We start from the raw sequence: 14416 nt of genomic DNA, 5'->3' as shown, positions 1-14416 counted from the left end.
TTGCTTGAAACGATGGGCGCGGGGCGCATCAGGCCTTGTTGTCTTCGTCGACGCCGATGGTGACCTTGGTGCCGTCGGCGGAGAAGACGTAGGGCGGGATCTCGAGGTTGTCGGGCGCGGGCTTGTTGGCGAAGACGCGCCCGGCCAGGTCGAACGTGGAGCCATGGCAGGCGCACAGCCAGCCGCCGGGCCAGCCGGTGGGCAGCCCGGGCTGGGCGCCGGTCTGGAAGTAGGCGGTAGGCGAGCAGCCCAGGTGGGTGCAGATGCCGATGCAGATGAAGTATTCGGGATCGCGCGAGCGCCACTCGTTCTTGGCCCAGGGCGGTGTGAAGCCCGGGCGGTCGGACTCGGGGTCGGCCAGTTCGGCATCGTGCTTGGGCAGGTCTTCGAGCGTGACCTTGCTGCGGCGTACGATCCAGACGGGCTTGCCACGCCATTCGACCACCTTCATCTGGCCCATGGCCAGATCGGAGATGTCGGCCGTGACGGGTGCACCGGCGGCGCGCGCCTTGTCGGACGGCGCAAAGGACGCGACAAACGGCACGGCGGTGCCCACGCCCACGGCCCCGCCCAGGGTGCAGGCCGTGGCGACCCAGAAGCGCCGCTTGGGGTCGGAGGGCAGGGTGGGATCGACTGCGCCCTGATTGTCAGGCTGTGTCGGTTGCTGGCTCATGTGGTTATCCCGGTTGATCGCCACGAGGGCGAAACGTGTCAAGGTGTATCGGTTGTTTGCCGGCGGCGTAATTGCGCTGCCCGCCCATGAGGGCTTTCAACCGCGTATTATAGCGTTACGCCCGCCAGGGTACAGACAAGGAAAACAGATCAATGAGCACCGGACGCGGTTTCATCAGCGAGTTTCGCGAATTTGCCATCAAGGGCAACATGATGGATCTGGCCATCGGCGTCATCATCGGCGGCGCCTTCGGCACGATCATCGATTCGGTTGTCAACGACCTCTTCATGCCGATCATCAACTTCATCCTCGGGGGTGATGTCAATTTCGACAATCTCTACTGGGTGCTGCGCGCCCCACAAGATTATGTCGGCGCGCAAACCTACGATGAACTCACCAAGGCCGGGGCCGTGGTGTTCGCCTGGGGCCATTTTCTCACCGTGTTCGTGAACTTCCTCCTGCTGGCGCTGGTGGTCTTCATCATGGTGAAGATGGTCAACACCGCCCGGCGCCGCTTCGAGGCCGAAGCCGAGGCACAGGCCGCGCCACCGGCACCGCCGGCCACCCCTGAAGACGTCCTGCTGCTGCGCGAAATCCGCGACTCGCTCAAGAAATGACGGCGCGGCTCATGCCAGCGGCGGGCTTCGCAGGCCCGGTTGGCGTACCGTGCCGGCAGGGGGCATCGGGCTGGCAGGGTGCAACGGGCGAGCCTGTGCGGGCCTGCGGTACCAGCGATCGGGTACGCCATGGCTGAAATCACCCGGGTTGCCCTCGAAGCCTGGCTCAGCGCGCAGCTGAAGCCGGATGGCTTTCGTGACTACTGCCCCAATGGCCTGCAGGTCCAGGGGCGTGATCTCATCCGCCATGTCGTCACCGGGGTCACGGCCTCGCAGGCCCTGATCGAGGCCGCCATCGGTCAGGGGGCCGACGCGCTGCTGGTGCACCATGGCTGGTTCTGGAAGAACGAAGACCCCACCATACGCGGGCCCAAGTACCGGCGCCTGGCCGCCGTGCTGGGGGCGGGGCTGAACCTGTTTGCCTACCATCTGCCACTGGATGCGCACCCCGAATGGGGCAACAATGCGCAGCTGGCGCGTATCCTGGGCTGGCAGCCCGATCTTGATGCCGCAGGCCTGCCGCTGCGTTGCGGGCCCGAAGGCCTGGTCTGGCTGGGGCGGCCGGCGCAGCCCTGCACGGTGGCCAAACTGGCCGCGCAGGTGGCCGGGCGCCTGGGGCGTGAGCCGCTGCTGGTGGGCGAGCCCGACCGGCCCGTGGGCCGGCTCGCCTGGTGCACCGGGGCGGCGCAGGGCATGATCGAACACGCCGTGGCCGCGGGCGCCGACTGCTATCTCAGTGGCGAGATCTCCGAGCCCACCGTGCACTGGGCGCGTGAAACGGGCTGCGCCTATCTGGCCGCCGGGCATCATGCCACCGAGCGCTACGGGGTCCAGGCGCTGGGGGCGGCCATCGAGACCACATTCGGGGTGCGCTGCACGTTCATCGACATTGACAACCCGGCCTGAGCGGGCTCATGAATCTGAATGACCGCCCCGCAGGATCTCGGCCGCCGCCGGTGCGAAATACGTCAGTATCCCGTCGGCCCCGGCGCGCCGGAAGGCGATGAGCGACTCCATCATCACCTTGTCGTGGTCCAGCCAGCCGTTGGCTGCGGCGGCCTTGAGCATGGCGTATTCGCCACTCACCTGGTAGACGTAGGTCGGCACTCCGAAGGCGTCCTTGACCTCGCGCACGATGTCCAGATACGGCATGCCGGGCTTGACCATCACCATGTCGGCGCCTTCGCGCAGATCGGCGGCCACCTCGCGTATCGCTTCGAGGCGGTTGGCCGGGTCCATCTGGTACGTGGATTTGTTCGACTGCCCCAGGTTGGCCGCCGAGCCCACGGCATCGCGGAATGGCCCGTAGAATGCGCTGGCGTACTTGGCCGAGTAGGCCATGATGCGTGCGTGGATATGGCCGTTGGCGTCGAGCGCACTGCGGATGGCGCCGACGCGGCCATCCATCATGTCGCTGGGTGCGATGAAATCCACGCCCGCCTCGGCGTGGGCCAGGGCCTGGCGCACCAGCAGGGCTACGGTGGCATCGTTCTGCAACTGGCCCTGGTCATCGACCAGGCCGTCCTGGCCGTGGCTGGTGTAGGGGTCCAGGGCCACGTCGGTGAGTATGCCCAGTTCGGGGAAGTGCTGCTTGAGCAGGCGCACGGTGCGCGGGATGAGGCCATCGGGGCGGGTGGCTTCGATGCCGTCGGGCGTCTTGGTGGCCGGGTCCATGTGCGGAAACAGCGCGATGACCGGGATGCCCAGTTGCAGGCTGTGCTCGGCCACGGCCAGCAAGGTGTCGGGCGAGTGGCGCAGGACATCGGGCATCGAGGCCACGGGCTCGCGCACGCCGCTGCCTTCGCGCACGAACACGGGGTAGATGAGGTTGTCGGTGCTCAGGCGGTGCTCGCGCACCAGGCGGCGCGAGAACTCATCGCGCCGGTTGCGGCGCAGGCGCACGGTGGGAAATTCGGCGTGGGGCAGGAAACGGGTCATGAAAGGCTCCGGAGAACCCCGGCATGCAGGCCGGGGCGGGTTCAGGCTGAAGGAGGGGCGATCCAGTGCAGGATGCACGCGGTGGCCTCTTCGAGGCCGAGCCGCTGGGTAGCCGAAAAGGGCACGGCCGTGAGGGTGCCGATATCGGCCAGATCGCGGCGCGCCTGGGCCACGGCGCGCAGGCGCTGGCCGTGGGGCAGTTTGTCGGCCTTGGTGAGCAGGGCCAGGGTGGGCAGGCCGCGCAGCGCGATCCAGTGCGCCAGGCGCCGGTCGAGGTCGGTGACGCCGCGGCGGATGTCGAGGATCAGCACCACGGCGGCCAGGCTGGGGCGTTCGTGCAGATAGCGCCCCAGGACTTCGGCCCAGGCTTCGCGGGCGGCCTGGTCGACCGCCGCGTAACCGTAGCCGGGCAGGTCGACCAGAAAGCCCAGCCAGGCGTCGGGCTGCAGCGGGTCGGGCAGGCCGAACAGGTTGATGAGCCGGGTGCGCCCCGGGGTTTTACTGGAAAACGCCAGGCGCTTCTGGTTGCACAGGGCATTGATGGCCGAGGATTTGCCCGCATTGGAGCGGCCGACGAAACAGATCTCGGCCGTGGTGGGCGGCGGCAGCTGGTCGAGCCGGGCTGCCGAGGCCACGAAGCGGGCACGATGTAGCAAGGACACGCGGTACAAGCCCCAAATGATTGAATTTTTGCCTATTGTATAATTTCGTGCTGAACGAATCATCACCGAGGATCTCATGAAGCGTGCGCTCTCCAGTATGTTCATGGCCGGCAGCCTGGTCCTGGCCGGTGTCCTGCCCGGCATGGCTCACGCCCAGGATCAGAAACCCGATGCCGCGGCCGGCGAACAGCTGTATCTCAATGGCGACATGTCGCGCGGGGTGCTGGCCTGCATCACCTGCCATGGCGAGGGTGGCAACAGCACCATCCCCATGAATCCGAATCTCTCGGCCCAGCCGCACGAATACCTGGTCAAGCAACTGCACGATTTCACCCCGCAGGGCGACAAGCCCGCCGTGCGCACCGGGCCCGATGGCGCGCCCTCGGTCATGGCCAGCATCGCCCCGGCGCTGACCCCCGAAGACATGCGCAATGTTGCGCTGTATCTCACCAACCAGGCACTCGACTGGGATACGGCCCCCACGGCCACCAACGAAGACACGGTCGAGCGCGGGCAGACCATCTGGCGCGCCGGCATTGCCGATCGCCACGTGCCGGCCTGCGCGGCCTGCCATGGCGCTGCGGGCACCGGCATCCCGGCCGAATTTCCGCGCCTGGCCGGCCAGTACCCAGACTACATCCTCGAGCAGCTCAAGCTGTTCCAGACAGGTGACCGCAAGAACGAGATCATGCACGACATCGCCGATCGCATGAACCAGTCCGACCTGGCCGCCGTGGCCAATTACGCCGCCGGCCTGCGTCCCTGAAGCGGTTTCCTCGTTCGGGGCAGGGTTATCCTGCCATGGGCCGGGCTTCGGGTGTAAGGTTCAAGGTTCAAGGTTCAATAATACGGATACAGGGGGTTCTGGTCATACAGGGCCCCTTTTTTACGGATTTCACCGCAGTGGCCTCATCTTCGTCCTGGCGCGCACGTGGCGCGGACATCATCGAACTCCTGGGTTCGATGCGTTTTGCCATCAGCCTGCTGGTCTTCATCTGCGTGGCCAGCCTGATCGGTACGGTACTGCCCCAGAACCAGGCGCCCAACACCTATATCGACCAGTTCGGGCCGTTCTGGTATACGCTGTTCGACCAGTTCTCGATCTGGCACATCTACAACAGCCCGTGGTTCCTGGTGATCATGGCCTTTCTGGTGGTGTCCACCTCGTTGTGTGTGCTGCGCAATGCGCCCAAGATGATTCGCGACATGCGCTCGTTTCGCGAATACGTGCGCGGCAGCAGCCTGAAGGCGTTCCGCCACAAGGTCGAGGTGCACAGCGCGCTGGCCCCCGATGCGGCCGTCGATGCCCTGGGCCCCTTGCTGCGCGCGCAGGGTTTCCGCTATCGGGTGCGCATCGATGGCGACAGCCGCATGGTGGCCGCCAAGAAGGGTGCCGCCAATCGGCTGGGCTACATTTTTGCGCACGTGGCGATCGTGGTGATCTGCGTGGGCGGGCTGCTCGACAGCGAGCTGCCCGTGCGCCTGCAGACCTGGCTGTTCGACAAGCAGCCGGTGGTCGGCAACATGCTGATTTCCGAGGTGCCCGAGTCGGGCCGCCTGTCGGCCTACAACCCCAGCTTCCGCGCGAACATGCTGATCCCCGATGGCAAGCAGAGCAGCGTGGGCATCATCCCGTCGGGTCAAGGGGTGCTGTTGCAGCCGCTGCCCTTCAGCCTGCGGCTGAACAAGTTTCATATCGAATACTACGAAAACGGCCAGCCCAGCGATTTCCGCAGTGACGTCACGGTCACCGACCGGGTCACGGGCGAGTCCTTCGATCAGACGATCCAGGTCAATGAGCCGCTGCATTATCGTGGGCTCACGGTGTATCAGTCGAGCTTCGATGACGGCGGCAGTGCGCTGCAGCTGCGCGGCTGGCCCCTGCGCGGCCAGGGCTCCGAGCCGGTCGCACTCACCGGCACGGTGGGCACCGAGTCGCAGCTGCCGGCGGGTCTGGGTGGTGACATGGTCGATTACACCGACCTGCGCCTGATCAACGTCGAGAACCTGGGCGATGGCCAGGGGCCGCAGCCGGCCAATGTGATCGAGCACGTGGCGGCCGTCACCGGCAGTGCGGCGCGGCCGCGCGACAAGGATCTGCGCAACGTGGGCCCCAGCGTGCAATACCGCCTGATCGGGGCCGACGGGCAGGCGCACGAGTTCAACCAGTACATGCTGCCGGTGGCACTCGATGGCTTTCCGCTGTTCCTGCTGGGGGTGCGCGACACCCCGGCGCAGCCCTGGCGCTATCTGCGCATTCCGGCCGATGCGCGGGGCCAGATGCACGAGTTCATGCAGCTGCGCGCGGCGCTGGCCGATCCGGCGCTGCGCGAGCAGGCGGCACAGGCGTTTGCCGAGCACAATGCGCCCGAAGGCGAACAGCGCGACCTGATGTTCCAGGCGGCGCGCGGCGCCCTGACCACGTTCGAGCGCGAGGGCTTCAATGGCATCATCGCCGCCGCTCCTGAAGACCAGCGCGAGAAAATCCTCAACTTCGCGGTGCCCATGGTCCAGCTCAGCGTGGCCGAACTGCGCAACCTCATGCGGGCCCGCGCAGGCTTGCCGGCCCTGGCCGGGCTGCAGGGCGACGCCGCGCAGCGCGAGCAGCAGTGGCTCGGGCTGGCGGTGGTGGCGCTGGCGATGCTGCCGGATTATCCTGCCCCGGTGGCCCTGCAGCTCGCGGGGTTCGATCACGTCCAGGCCAGCGTCTTCCAGGTGGCGCGCAGCCCCGGCAAGACCATCGTCTATCTGGGCTGCCTGTTCCTGGTGCTGGGGGTGTTCTCCATGTTCTACATCCGCGAGCGGCGGGTGTGGGTCTGGGTGCGGCCCAGCGGTGCGGGCAGCAGCTGGCTGGCCGCAATGACCACACAACGTCGTACACTGGATTTCAATCACGAATTCGAGCGCTTGCGCAATGCCTTGCGCACACTGGGAGGTCAACATGACGTCTGATTCAATGGTCCGCCAAGCGCCCGGCCTGTGGGCCGGGCCCATGAACGCAAGTGGCGATCGGCGCGGCCGGCGGGGCCGCCCCGATTGGTCCGATATCGCCTTCTTCGTGCTCCTGGCCGCGGGTGCGGGCTATGCGATCGACGCCTATGGCCATTTCATGGACTACTACGAGACCCTCATCCTGCTGGGCTGCGTGGCCCTGTTCAGCTGGATGGGCTGGCTCTGGCGGCCGCTGCGCACGCTGATGCTGGCCAGCGGCCTGACGGCGCTGCTGGCCATCTGGCTGTACAGCCCCACCGGCAATCTGCTGCAGGGCGACCTTACACACGTCGACAGCGTGTTCCTGCTCAAGTACCTGATTTCGTCGCAGTCGGCGGTGCTGTGGATGTGCGCGCTGTTCGTGCTCGCCACGGTCTGCTACTGGGTGGGTTTTGCCGTGCCGACGTTTTCGTGGGTGGGCACGGTGCTCACCTGGGGCGCGGTCTACGCCGGGCTCACCGGCCTGCTGGTGCGCTGGCGCGAGGGCCATCTGCTGGGGCCGGGCATTGGCCACGTGCCGGTCAGCAATCTCTACGAAGTATTCGTGCTGCTGGCGCTCATCACGGCGCTGTTCTATCTCTACTACGAGCGGCGCTATGCCACGCGCGCGCTGGGCGGCTTCGCGCTGCTGGTGATCAGCGCCCTGGTGGTGTTCCTGCTGTGGTATTCGTTCACCCGCGACGCCTACCAGATCCAGCCGCTGGTGCCCGCCCTGAAGAGCTGGTGGATGAAGCTGCACGTGCCGGCCAACTTCATCGGCTATGGCACCTTCAGCCTGGCGGCCATGGTGGGTTTTGCCTATCTGGTCAAGGCGCATGGCGAGACCCGCGGCATCAAACCACTGATACCGCTCTTTCTGCTGGGTGCCGTGCTGTGCGCCGAGCCCTTCATGTTCGGCTCGCGCGAGCTCTCGGCCACGTGGATGCTGTTCTTCGGCATCGGCGCCCTGATCGTGGGCAGCATCCTGGCGTTTCGCGGGCCCATCGCGCAGCGCCTGCCATCGCTCGAGGTGCTCGATGACATCATGTACCGCGCCATCGCCATCGGCTTCGCCTTCTTCACCGTGGCCACCATCCTGGGGGCCCTGTGGGCGGCCGATGCCTGGGGCACGTACTGGCAGTGGGACCCCAAGGAAACCTGGGCGCTCATCGTCTGGCTCAATTATGCCGCCTGGCTGCACATGCGCCTCATGAAAGGCCTGCGCGGGGCGATGGCGGCCTACTGGGCGCTCACCGGCCTGCTGGTGACCAGCTTCGCCTTCCTGGGGGTGAACATGTTCCTGTCGGGGCTGCACTCGTACGGCGAACTCTAGGCCGGCGGCCGGGTCTTCGGGCCCCCGGGCTACGGCCCGCGAACCCCGGGGTGCGCGGGCTGGCCAGGGATGCGCTCTTGCGCGTACAGTTCGTGCACGCTTTCGCGCGGGCGCACCAGCCAGGCCTGCTCGCCATCCACCAGCACCTCGGCCGCCCGCGGGCGGCTGTTGTACTGGCTGGCCATCGAGAATGCATAGGCACCGGCCGATTCGATCGCCAGCCAGTCGCCCGGGGCAAGCGCCAGCGCGCGCCCGCGCGCGAGCCAGTCGCCGCTTTCGCAGATCGGGCCGACCACATCCCAGGTCTCGGTGGGCTCGCCATCGCGCGGGCAGACGGGGCGCACGCCATGCCAGGCTTCATAGAGCGCCGGGCGCATGAGGTCGTTCATGGCGGCATCGACGATGGCGAACTGGCGGGTTTCGCCGCGCTTCAGATAGAGGACTTCGGTGAGCAGCACGCCCGCATTGCCCACGAGCGAGCGCCCGGGTTCGAGCACGACCTTCAGGTGGCCCAGGCCACGCGCCTGCAGGGTGGCAAATACGGGCTCCAGCAGGTCTGCCGGCTGGGGCGGGGTTTCGTCGGTGTAGCGGATGGCCAGGCCGCCGCCCAGGTCCAGGTGCTGCAGCTGGATGCCATCGGCCGCGAGCTGGTCGATCAGGGCGAGCAGCCGGTCGAGGGCATCCAGCCAGGGCGCTATGGTGGTGATCTGCGAGCCGATGTGGCAGTCCATCCCCACGATGCGCAGCGACGGCAGGCTGCGCGCCCGATGGTACAGGGCGCGGGCATCCTGGATGGGCACGCCGAACTTGTTGTCTTTCAGGCCGGTGGAGATATACGGGTGGGTGTGGGCATCCACGTCGGGGTTGACGCGCACCGAGACGGGGGCCGGGCGGCCGCAGTCGGCCGCCACCTGGGCGATGCATTCGAGCTCGCCCGCCGATTCGACGTTGAAGCACAGGATGCCCGCCTCGAGTGCGGCACGGATTTCCCAGGCCTGCTTGCCCACGCCCGAGAAGACGATGGTCTCGGGCCGCGCGCCGGCGGCCAGCACGCGGGCCAGTTCACCCCCCGAGACGATGTCGAAACCGGCCCCCAGGCGCTGGAATTCGTGCAGGATGGCGAGGTTGCTGTTGGCCTTGACGCCGTAGCAGACCAGGCCACGGCGCCCATGCAGGGCCTGACGGTAGGCGTGCCAGGCGGCCTGCAGGGCCGCGCGCGAATACACATACAAGGGGGTGCCGTAGCGGCGCGCGAGCGCGGGCAGCGCCACACCCTCGGCGTGCAGCACGCCATCGCGCAGGTCGAACCAGGGTTGGCTGGGCAGCATCGATGTGGCCTCAGGGCAGTGGTTGCTGGGTGGGGTTGCTGCCCAGTGGCACGTCCGGGGGCAGGGCCAGTTGCTCATCGGCCGGTGGCGGCGGCTCGGGCATGTACAGCGGGCCTTTCATGCCGCAGCCGGCCAGCAGCAGGCTGGCCAGCGCCAGGCTGCCGGTGATGCGCAGCCGGCGGGCGCGGATTGCGGGTACGACGCCCTGGGCCGGATGGCCTGCCGGCGCGCATGGGGCATGCATGCCAGGTGTGCCGTGGGTGGTGTTTTTGCTGCGTGCTTCGGCGGGGTGGGCTGGCATGGGATACCGTCCTTAAAAGGGAACCCGCACGGGCTGTGGCTGCGCGGCTTCGTATGGGGTGGCGTCGCTGGGCAGGACCTGGGTCTGCAACTGGTTGAGCAGCCGGTTGATGTCGTCCATTTCCTGCCCGTCCAGGCTGTTGGCTGCGGGGTAGGTGTCGCCCGGCTGGGGCAGGCCGACCCGGGCGATGGCGATGCCGGGCGGGTATTCGGAGAAGTAGAAGTCGCCATCGATGCGCGCCAGGCCGCTGGGCAGCGGGCCGGGCTGGATCTCGGGCTGGCCCTGCAGGGCGACCCGCATGTAGTCGATCCACATGGGCAGTGCGGCGCCGCCACCGGTTTCGCCCTGGCCCATGGAACGGGGCTGGTCGAAGCCCATCCAGGCCACGGCCACCTCTTTGGGGGTGAAGCCGGCGAACCAGGCATCTTGCGAGTCATTGGTGGTGCCGGTCTTGCCCCCGAGGTCGACGCGCTGGAGTTCGCGGCGCGCCCGCGCGCCGGTGCCCGACGTGGCCACGCCGCGCAGCATGTCGGCCATGACGTAGGCGGTGCGCGGGTCGATCACGCGCGCCAGGGCATCGCCGGCCACGGTGGGATGGGCGCGCATGATGACCTTGCCTTCGCTGTCGGTGACCGTATCGATCAGGTACGGCGGCACCCGGTAGCCGCCGTTGGCGAACACCGCAAAGCCGCCGGCCAGCTGCAGCGGGGTGACGCTGCCGGCGCCCAGGGCCAGCGGCAACACGGCCGGTTGGCGTTCGCGATCGAAGCCGAAGCGCGTGACGTAATCCTGCACGTACTGCGGGCCTATGGCCTGCATGATGCGGATGGACACCATGTTCTTGGACTTGTACAGGCCCTGGCGCATGGTCAGCATGGGTTCGTAGCTGCGCCCGTAGTTCTTCGGGTTCCAGGGCTTGGAGCCGGTCTGCTCGGCGGTCAGCGAGAAGGGCTCGTCGGAAATCTGGGTGGCCGGCGTGAGGCCGCGCTCGAGTGCCGCCGCGTAGATGAAGGGTTTGAACGACGAGCCCGGCTGGCGCCAGGCCTGGGTGACGCGGTTGAACTTGCCTTCGTCGAAATGGAAACCGCCGATCATGGCCTGGATCGCGCCGTCCTGGGCGCTGATGCCGACCAGGGCCGCCTGGATGGCTGGCTTGTTGATGAGTTCCCAGGTGTCGCCGTTCTGGTGCACGTAGACGATGGCGCCGCGCTCGATGCGCACATTGTCTTTGGCGTTGGCCACCAGGCCGCGGGCCACCACGCGCAGGGCCTGCTTGTCGTTGATGGTGATGACTTGATCGGCGCTGCGGGCCACCCGCACTTCGGTGGGGCTGGCCGAGAGTACGATGCCGGTGAGCAGGTCACCGTTGTCGGGGTGGCGCTCTTGCGCTTCGTCGAGCAGATCGTTGAAGGCTTCGGGGTCTTTCTCGATGCCCGGTGGCAGGTCGATGGTTTCTTCGGGGCCGGTGTACGGTGCGCGCCGGGTGTAGTCGAGCACGCCGGCGCGCAGGGCCTGGTAGGCGGCTTCCTGGTCTTTGGCGTTGATGGTGGTGTAGACGTTCAGGCCGCGTGAGTAGATGTCGTCTTGATAGACCCCGTAGAGCAGCTGGCGGGCCAGTTCGGCCGGGTAGTCGGCGTGCACGGCGTAGCGCCCGGTGGGGGTGCCGGCGGCCGACTTGATGACGATGGCCTGGTCGGCCGCCTGCCGGTATTCGGCTTCGGTCAGGTAGCCCAGCTGGCGCATGCGGCCCAGCACGTACATCTGGCGCGCCTTGGCGCGCTGGAAGTTGGCGATCGGGTTGTAGCGCGAGGGCGCCTTGGGGATGCCGGCGAGCATGGCGGCTTCGGCCGCGGTGATCTCGGCCAGCGGCTTGCCGAAATAGGTGCGGCTGGCAGCCGCGAAGCCGTAGGCCCGGTGCCCCAGGAAGATCTGGTTCATGTACAGATCGAGGATCTCGTTCTTGGTGAGCGTGGCCTCGATCTTGAAGGTGAGCAGCAGTTCGTAGAACTTGCGCGTATAGGTTTTTTCGGACGACAGGTAGAAGTTGCGCGCCACCTGCATGGTGATGGTGCTGGCCCCCTGGGTCTTGGACATGTGCATGGTATTGGCCAGGGCGGCGCGCAGCACGCCCAGCCAGTCGATGCCGGCGTGCTGGTAGAAGCGGTCGTCTTCGGCGGCCAGCACCGCCGACTTCATGACATCGGGGATTTCGTTGAAGCGCAGCACGTTGCGCCGTTCTTCGCCGAACTCGCCGATCAGCACCTTGTCGGCCGTGTAGATGCGCAACGGCACACGGGGCCGGTAGTCGATCATGGCGCCCAGGTCGGGCAGGTTGGGCCAGGCCAGTGCCAGGGCCATGCCCAGCAGCAAGGCCGCGCACAGCCCCAGACCCGCCAGAACCGCGATGGTCTTGACGATCAGCCGGGTCAGCCAGGATGACCCGGCTGACTGATTTGCGGATTGGGTGCGGGTGGAGGTCATCAGAGGCGATTGTAAGCGCTGGCCAGAACCGGACGTGCAAGCAGGCGAGTAGGGATGTAAACGTGTATTTCAGGACCCCGATGGGCCAGGGACAGGCTGATGCGATAATACACGTTATTTTACGTGATTCGATCCGGATTCCGCCGGGACGGCGGGTCACGATCACCTTGCAAACCAAGCCGGATTGTCATGTCTGACCCCGCTGCCCGATATTCCTCTGTCCCAGGTTCCGTTGCGTTACAGCCCGTGGTTGCCGGCCCTGCCACCACCACCGACGCTGCACAAGGTGCGCCGGCAGGCGGAGGTGAAGGCCGCAAGCCGGTCTGTCTGGTGGGCATGATGGGGGCAGGCAAGACCACGCTGGGCCGGCAGCTGGCAGCGGCCCTCGAGCGTCCGTTCGTGGACCTCGACCAGGCCCTCGAGGCGCGCTGCGGGGTGCGTGTGGCCACCATTTTCGATATCGAGGGCGAGGCGGGGTTTCGTCGGCGCGAGACCGCCATCCTGGACGAGTACACGCGCCAGTTCGATCTGGTACTGGCCACCGGAGGGGGGGCCGTCCTGGCACCCGAGAACCGCGAGATGCTGCGTACGCGCGCCTGTGTGATCTACCTGCAGGCCGAGGCCCATGAGCTCTACCAGCGCGTGGCGCGCGACCGCAACCGGCCGCTGCTGCAGACCGAAGACCCGCAGGGGCGCATCGTCGCCCTGCTCGAGCAGCGCGAGCCCTTGTATGCCGAGGTGGCCCACATCACGGTGGCCACGGGCAGGCAGCCTGCGAGCCAGATCCTGCGTCGGCTGGTGGCCCAGCTGGGCGGCCCGCCGACCTGAGTGGGCGTCAATGGGCGGCCCGGCGGCCCGGGGGTGGGCCTGCAGCCCGGGGGTGGGCTTGCAGCCCGGGGATGGCCCGCCGGCCCGGAACGCGCAGCAATTGAATGGACTGACCCTGAATCGAGGTGACATGCATACCGTACTGGTCGAAGCCCCTGGGGGGCACTATCCCATCCACATCGGCAGTGGCTGCCTGGACGCCCTGGCCGACAGCATTCCGGCGGATGCCACCAGCCTGGCGCTGGTCACCAATGTGACGGTGGATGCCCTGTATGGCGAGCGGGTGCGCGATCTGCTGGCCGCCGCCGGCAAACCGCTGGTGACCATCGCCTTGCCGGATGGCGAAGCACACAAGAGCTGGGATTCGCTCAACCAGGTCTTCGATGCGCTGCTCGCGCGGGGCCATGACCGCAAAACGGTGCTGGTGGCCCTGGGTGGCGGGGTGGTGGGCGATCTGGCCGGCTTTGCGGCGGCCTGCTACCAGCGCGGGGTGCGTTTCGTGCAAGTGCCGACCACGCTGCTGGCGCAGGTGGATTCGTCGGTGGGCGGCAAGACGGCGATCAATCATCCGCGCGGCAAGAACATGATCGGTGCCTTCCACCAGCCCCAGGCCGTGGTGATCGACCCCGATGTGCTGCAGACTCTGCCGGCGCGCGAGGTCTCGGCCGGGCTGGCCGAGGTGATCAAGCACGGCATGATCGCCGACGCGGCGTTCTTCGACTGGTGCGAGGCGCACGTGACAGGCCTGCGCGCCCTGGACGCCGCCTTGATCTCGCAGGCCATCCGCCGGTCCTGCGAGATCAAGGCGGCCGTGGTGTCGCAGGACGAGCGCGAGGCCGGGGTGCGCGCCCACCTGAATTTCGGCCATACGTTCGGCCACGCGATCGAGGCCGGGCTGGGCTACGGGCAGTGGCTGCACGGCGAGGCCGTGGGTTGCGGCATGGTGCTCGCCGCCGGGCTCTCGGCGCGGGTCTGCGGGCTGGATGCGGCGGCAGTGGCGCGCATCCAGGCCCTGGTGCAGGCCATCGGCTGCCCGACCCGGGCGCCTGCCCTGGGTGCCGGGCGCTGGCTCGAACTGATGCGGGTCGACAAGAAATCGCGCGGCGGAAAGATCCATTATGTACTCTTGCCCCGGCTGGGCGCAGCGCAGGTGCACGAGGTCGAGGACGCCGTCGTGGCCGCCCTGCTGTTGCAATCGGGGGCCTGAAGGGGCGTGTGCAGGCGGTGAAAACCCGCAGGCGGGCCGTTCCCGGCCGTGACGGTGATATCCTGCTTGCATGTCCAC

At 67.3% G+C, this 14416-nt stretch carries 13 protein-coding genes; 7 read left to right on the top strand and 6 right to left on the bottom strand.

The genetic code is table 11. The annotated features are described in order from the left end of the window. Nucleotides 1–28: 28 nt before the first annotated feature. Complete coding sequence (gene petA, locus WCY17_RS10120) at nucleotides 29–673, bottom strand: ubiquinol-cytochrome c reductase iron-sulfur subunit (RefSeq protein WP_372702086.1); 645 nt, start codon at nucleotides 671–673, stop codon at nucleotides 29–31. A gap of 152 nt (nucleotides 674–825) precedes the next feature. Here petA and mscL point away from each other — a divergent pair, with 152 nt between their 5' ends. After that, the gene (mscL, locus tag WCY17_RS10115; protein WP_372702059.1) at nucleotides 826–1290 is read left to right on the top strand and encodes a large conductance mechanosensitive channel protein MscL; all 465 of its coding nucleotides are present in this window, start codon (nucleotides 826–828) and stop codon (nucleotides 1288–1290) included. A gap of 129 nt (nucleotides 1291–1419) precedes the next feature. Then, nucleotides 1420–2196: a Nif3-like dinuclear metal center hexameric protein gene (locus tag WCY17_RS10110; RefSeq protein ID WP_372702058.1), complete on the top strand. Its 777-nt coding sequence runs from the start codon at nucleotides 1420–1422 to the stop codon at nucleotides 2194–2196. Nucleotides 2197–2202: 6 nt separating this feature from the next. On the opposite strand, the gene hemB is transcribed toward WCY17_RS10110, so the two are convergent. Beyond that, nucleotides 2203–3228 (bottom strand): porphobilinogen synthase, encoded by a 1026-nt coding sequence (gene hemB / locus WCY17_RS10105; protein ID WP_372702057.1) that lies wholly within the window; start codon nucleotides 3226–3228, stop codon nucleotides 2203–2205. Between the two features lie 41 nt (nucleotides 3229–3269). Beyond that, nucleotides 3270–3890, bottom strand: coding sequence for a ribosome biogenesis GTP-binding protein YihA/YsxC (yihA, locus tag WCY17_RS10100; RefSeq protein ID WP_372702056.1), 621 nt, complete (start codon nucleotides 3888–3890; stop codon nucleotides 3270–3272). A 76-nt stretch (nucleotides 3891–3966) separates the two neighbouring features. Here yihA and WCY17_RS10095 point away from each other — a divergent pair, with 76 nt between their 5' ends. The 3 genes from WCY17_RS10095 (at nucleotide 3967) to ccsB (ending at nucleotide 8193) form a co-directional block, all read left to right on the top strand. Beyond that, a complete protein-coding gene (locus tag WCY17_RS10095; protein ID WP_372702055.1) occupies nucleotides 3967–4656 on the top strand; it encodes a cytochrome c in 690 nt (229 codons plus the stop codon). Between the two features lie 197 nt (nucleotides 4657–4853). Continuing rightward, the gene (locus WCY17_RS10090; RefSeq protein ID WP_372702085.1) at nucleotides 4854–6842 is read left to right on the top strand and encodes a cytochrome c biogenesis protein ResB; all 1989 of its coding nucleotides are present in this window, start codon (nucleotides 4854–4856) and stop codon (nucleotides 6840–6842) included. Nucleotides 6843–6846: 4 nt separating this feature from the next. Next, on the top strand, nucleotides 6847–8193 hold the full coding sequence (gene ccsB / locus WCY17_RS10085; protein WP_372702084.1) for a c-type cytochrome biogenesis protein CcsB: 1347 nt from the start codon (nucleotides 6847–6849) through the stop codon (nucleotides 8191–8193). 29 nt (nucleotides 8194–8222) lie between these two features. Here the strand turns inward: ccsB and lysA are convergent, their stop codons facing one another. Genes lysA through WCY17_RS10070 form a run of 3 tightly spaced genes read right to left on the bottom strand, consistent with a single transcriptional unit; the run spans nucleotide 8223 to nucleotide 12303 of the window. Further along, entirely contained in the window at nucleotides 8223–9521 is a 1299-nt protein-coding gene (gene lysA, locus WCY17_RS10080) for a diaminopimelate decarboxylase (protein WP_372702054.1), read from the bottom strand. A gap of 10 nt (nucleotides 9522–9531) precedes the next feature. Further along, nucleotides 9532–9822: a lipoprotein gene (locus tag WCY17_RS10075; protein WP_372702053.1), complete on the bottom strand. Its 291-nt coding sequence runs from the start codon at nucleotides 9820–9822 to the stop codon at nucleotides 9532–9534. Between the two features lie 12 nt (nucleotides 9823–9834). Continuing rightward, nucleotides 9835–12303 (bottom strand): penicillin-binding protein 1A, encoded by a 2469-nt coding sequence (locus WCY17_RS10070; protein ID WP_372702052.1) that lies wholly within the window; start codon nucleotides 12301–12303, stop codon nucleotides 9835–9837. A 246-nt stretch (nucleotides 12304–12549) separates the two neighbouring features. Between WCY17_RS10070 and WCY17_RS10065 the strand changes: the two genes are divergently transcribed. Together WCY17_RS10065 and aroB are read left to right on the top strand one after the other, a co-directional pair. Next, nucleotides 12550–13131, top strand: a complete 582-nt coding sequence (locus tag WCY17_RS10065) for a shikimate kinase (protein WP_372702051.1) — start codon at nucleotides 12550–12552, stop codon at nucleotides 13129–13131. A 130-nt stretch (nucleotides 13132–13261) separates the two neighbouring features. Then, nucleotides 13262–14338 carry a 3-dehydroquinate synthase gene (aroB, locus tag WCY17_RS10060; protein ID WP_372702050.1) on the top strand — a complete coding sequence of 359 codons (1077 nt, stop codon included), beginning with the start codon at nucleotides 13262–13264 and terminating at the stop codon, nucleotides 14336–14338. Nucleotides 14339–14416 lie beyond the last annotated feature (78 nt).

This window comes from Castellaniella sp. (assembly GCF_041677825.1).
In the GTDB taxonomy this organism is placed as follows: domain Bacteria; phylum Pseudomonadota; class Gammaproteobacteria; order Burkholderiales; family Burkholderiaceae_B; genus Castellaniella.
Note: the sequence above shows the minus strand (reverse complement) of the source record. Positions and strands in the feature narration are given on the sequence as shown.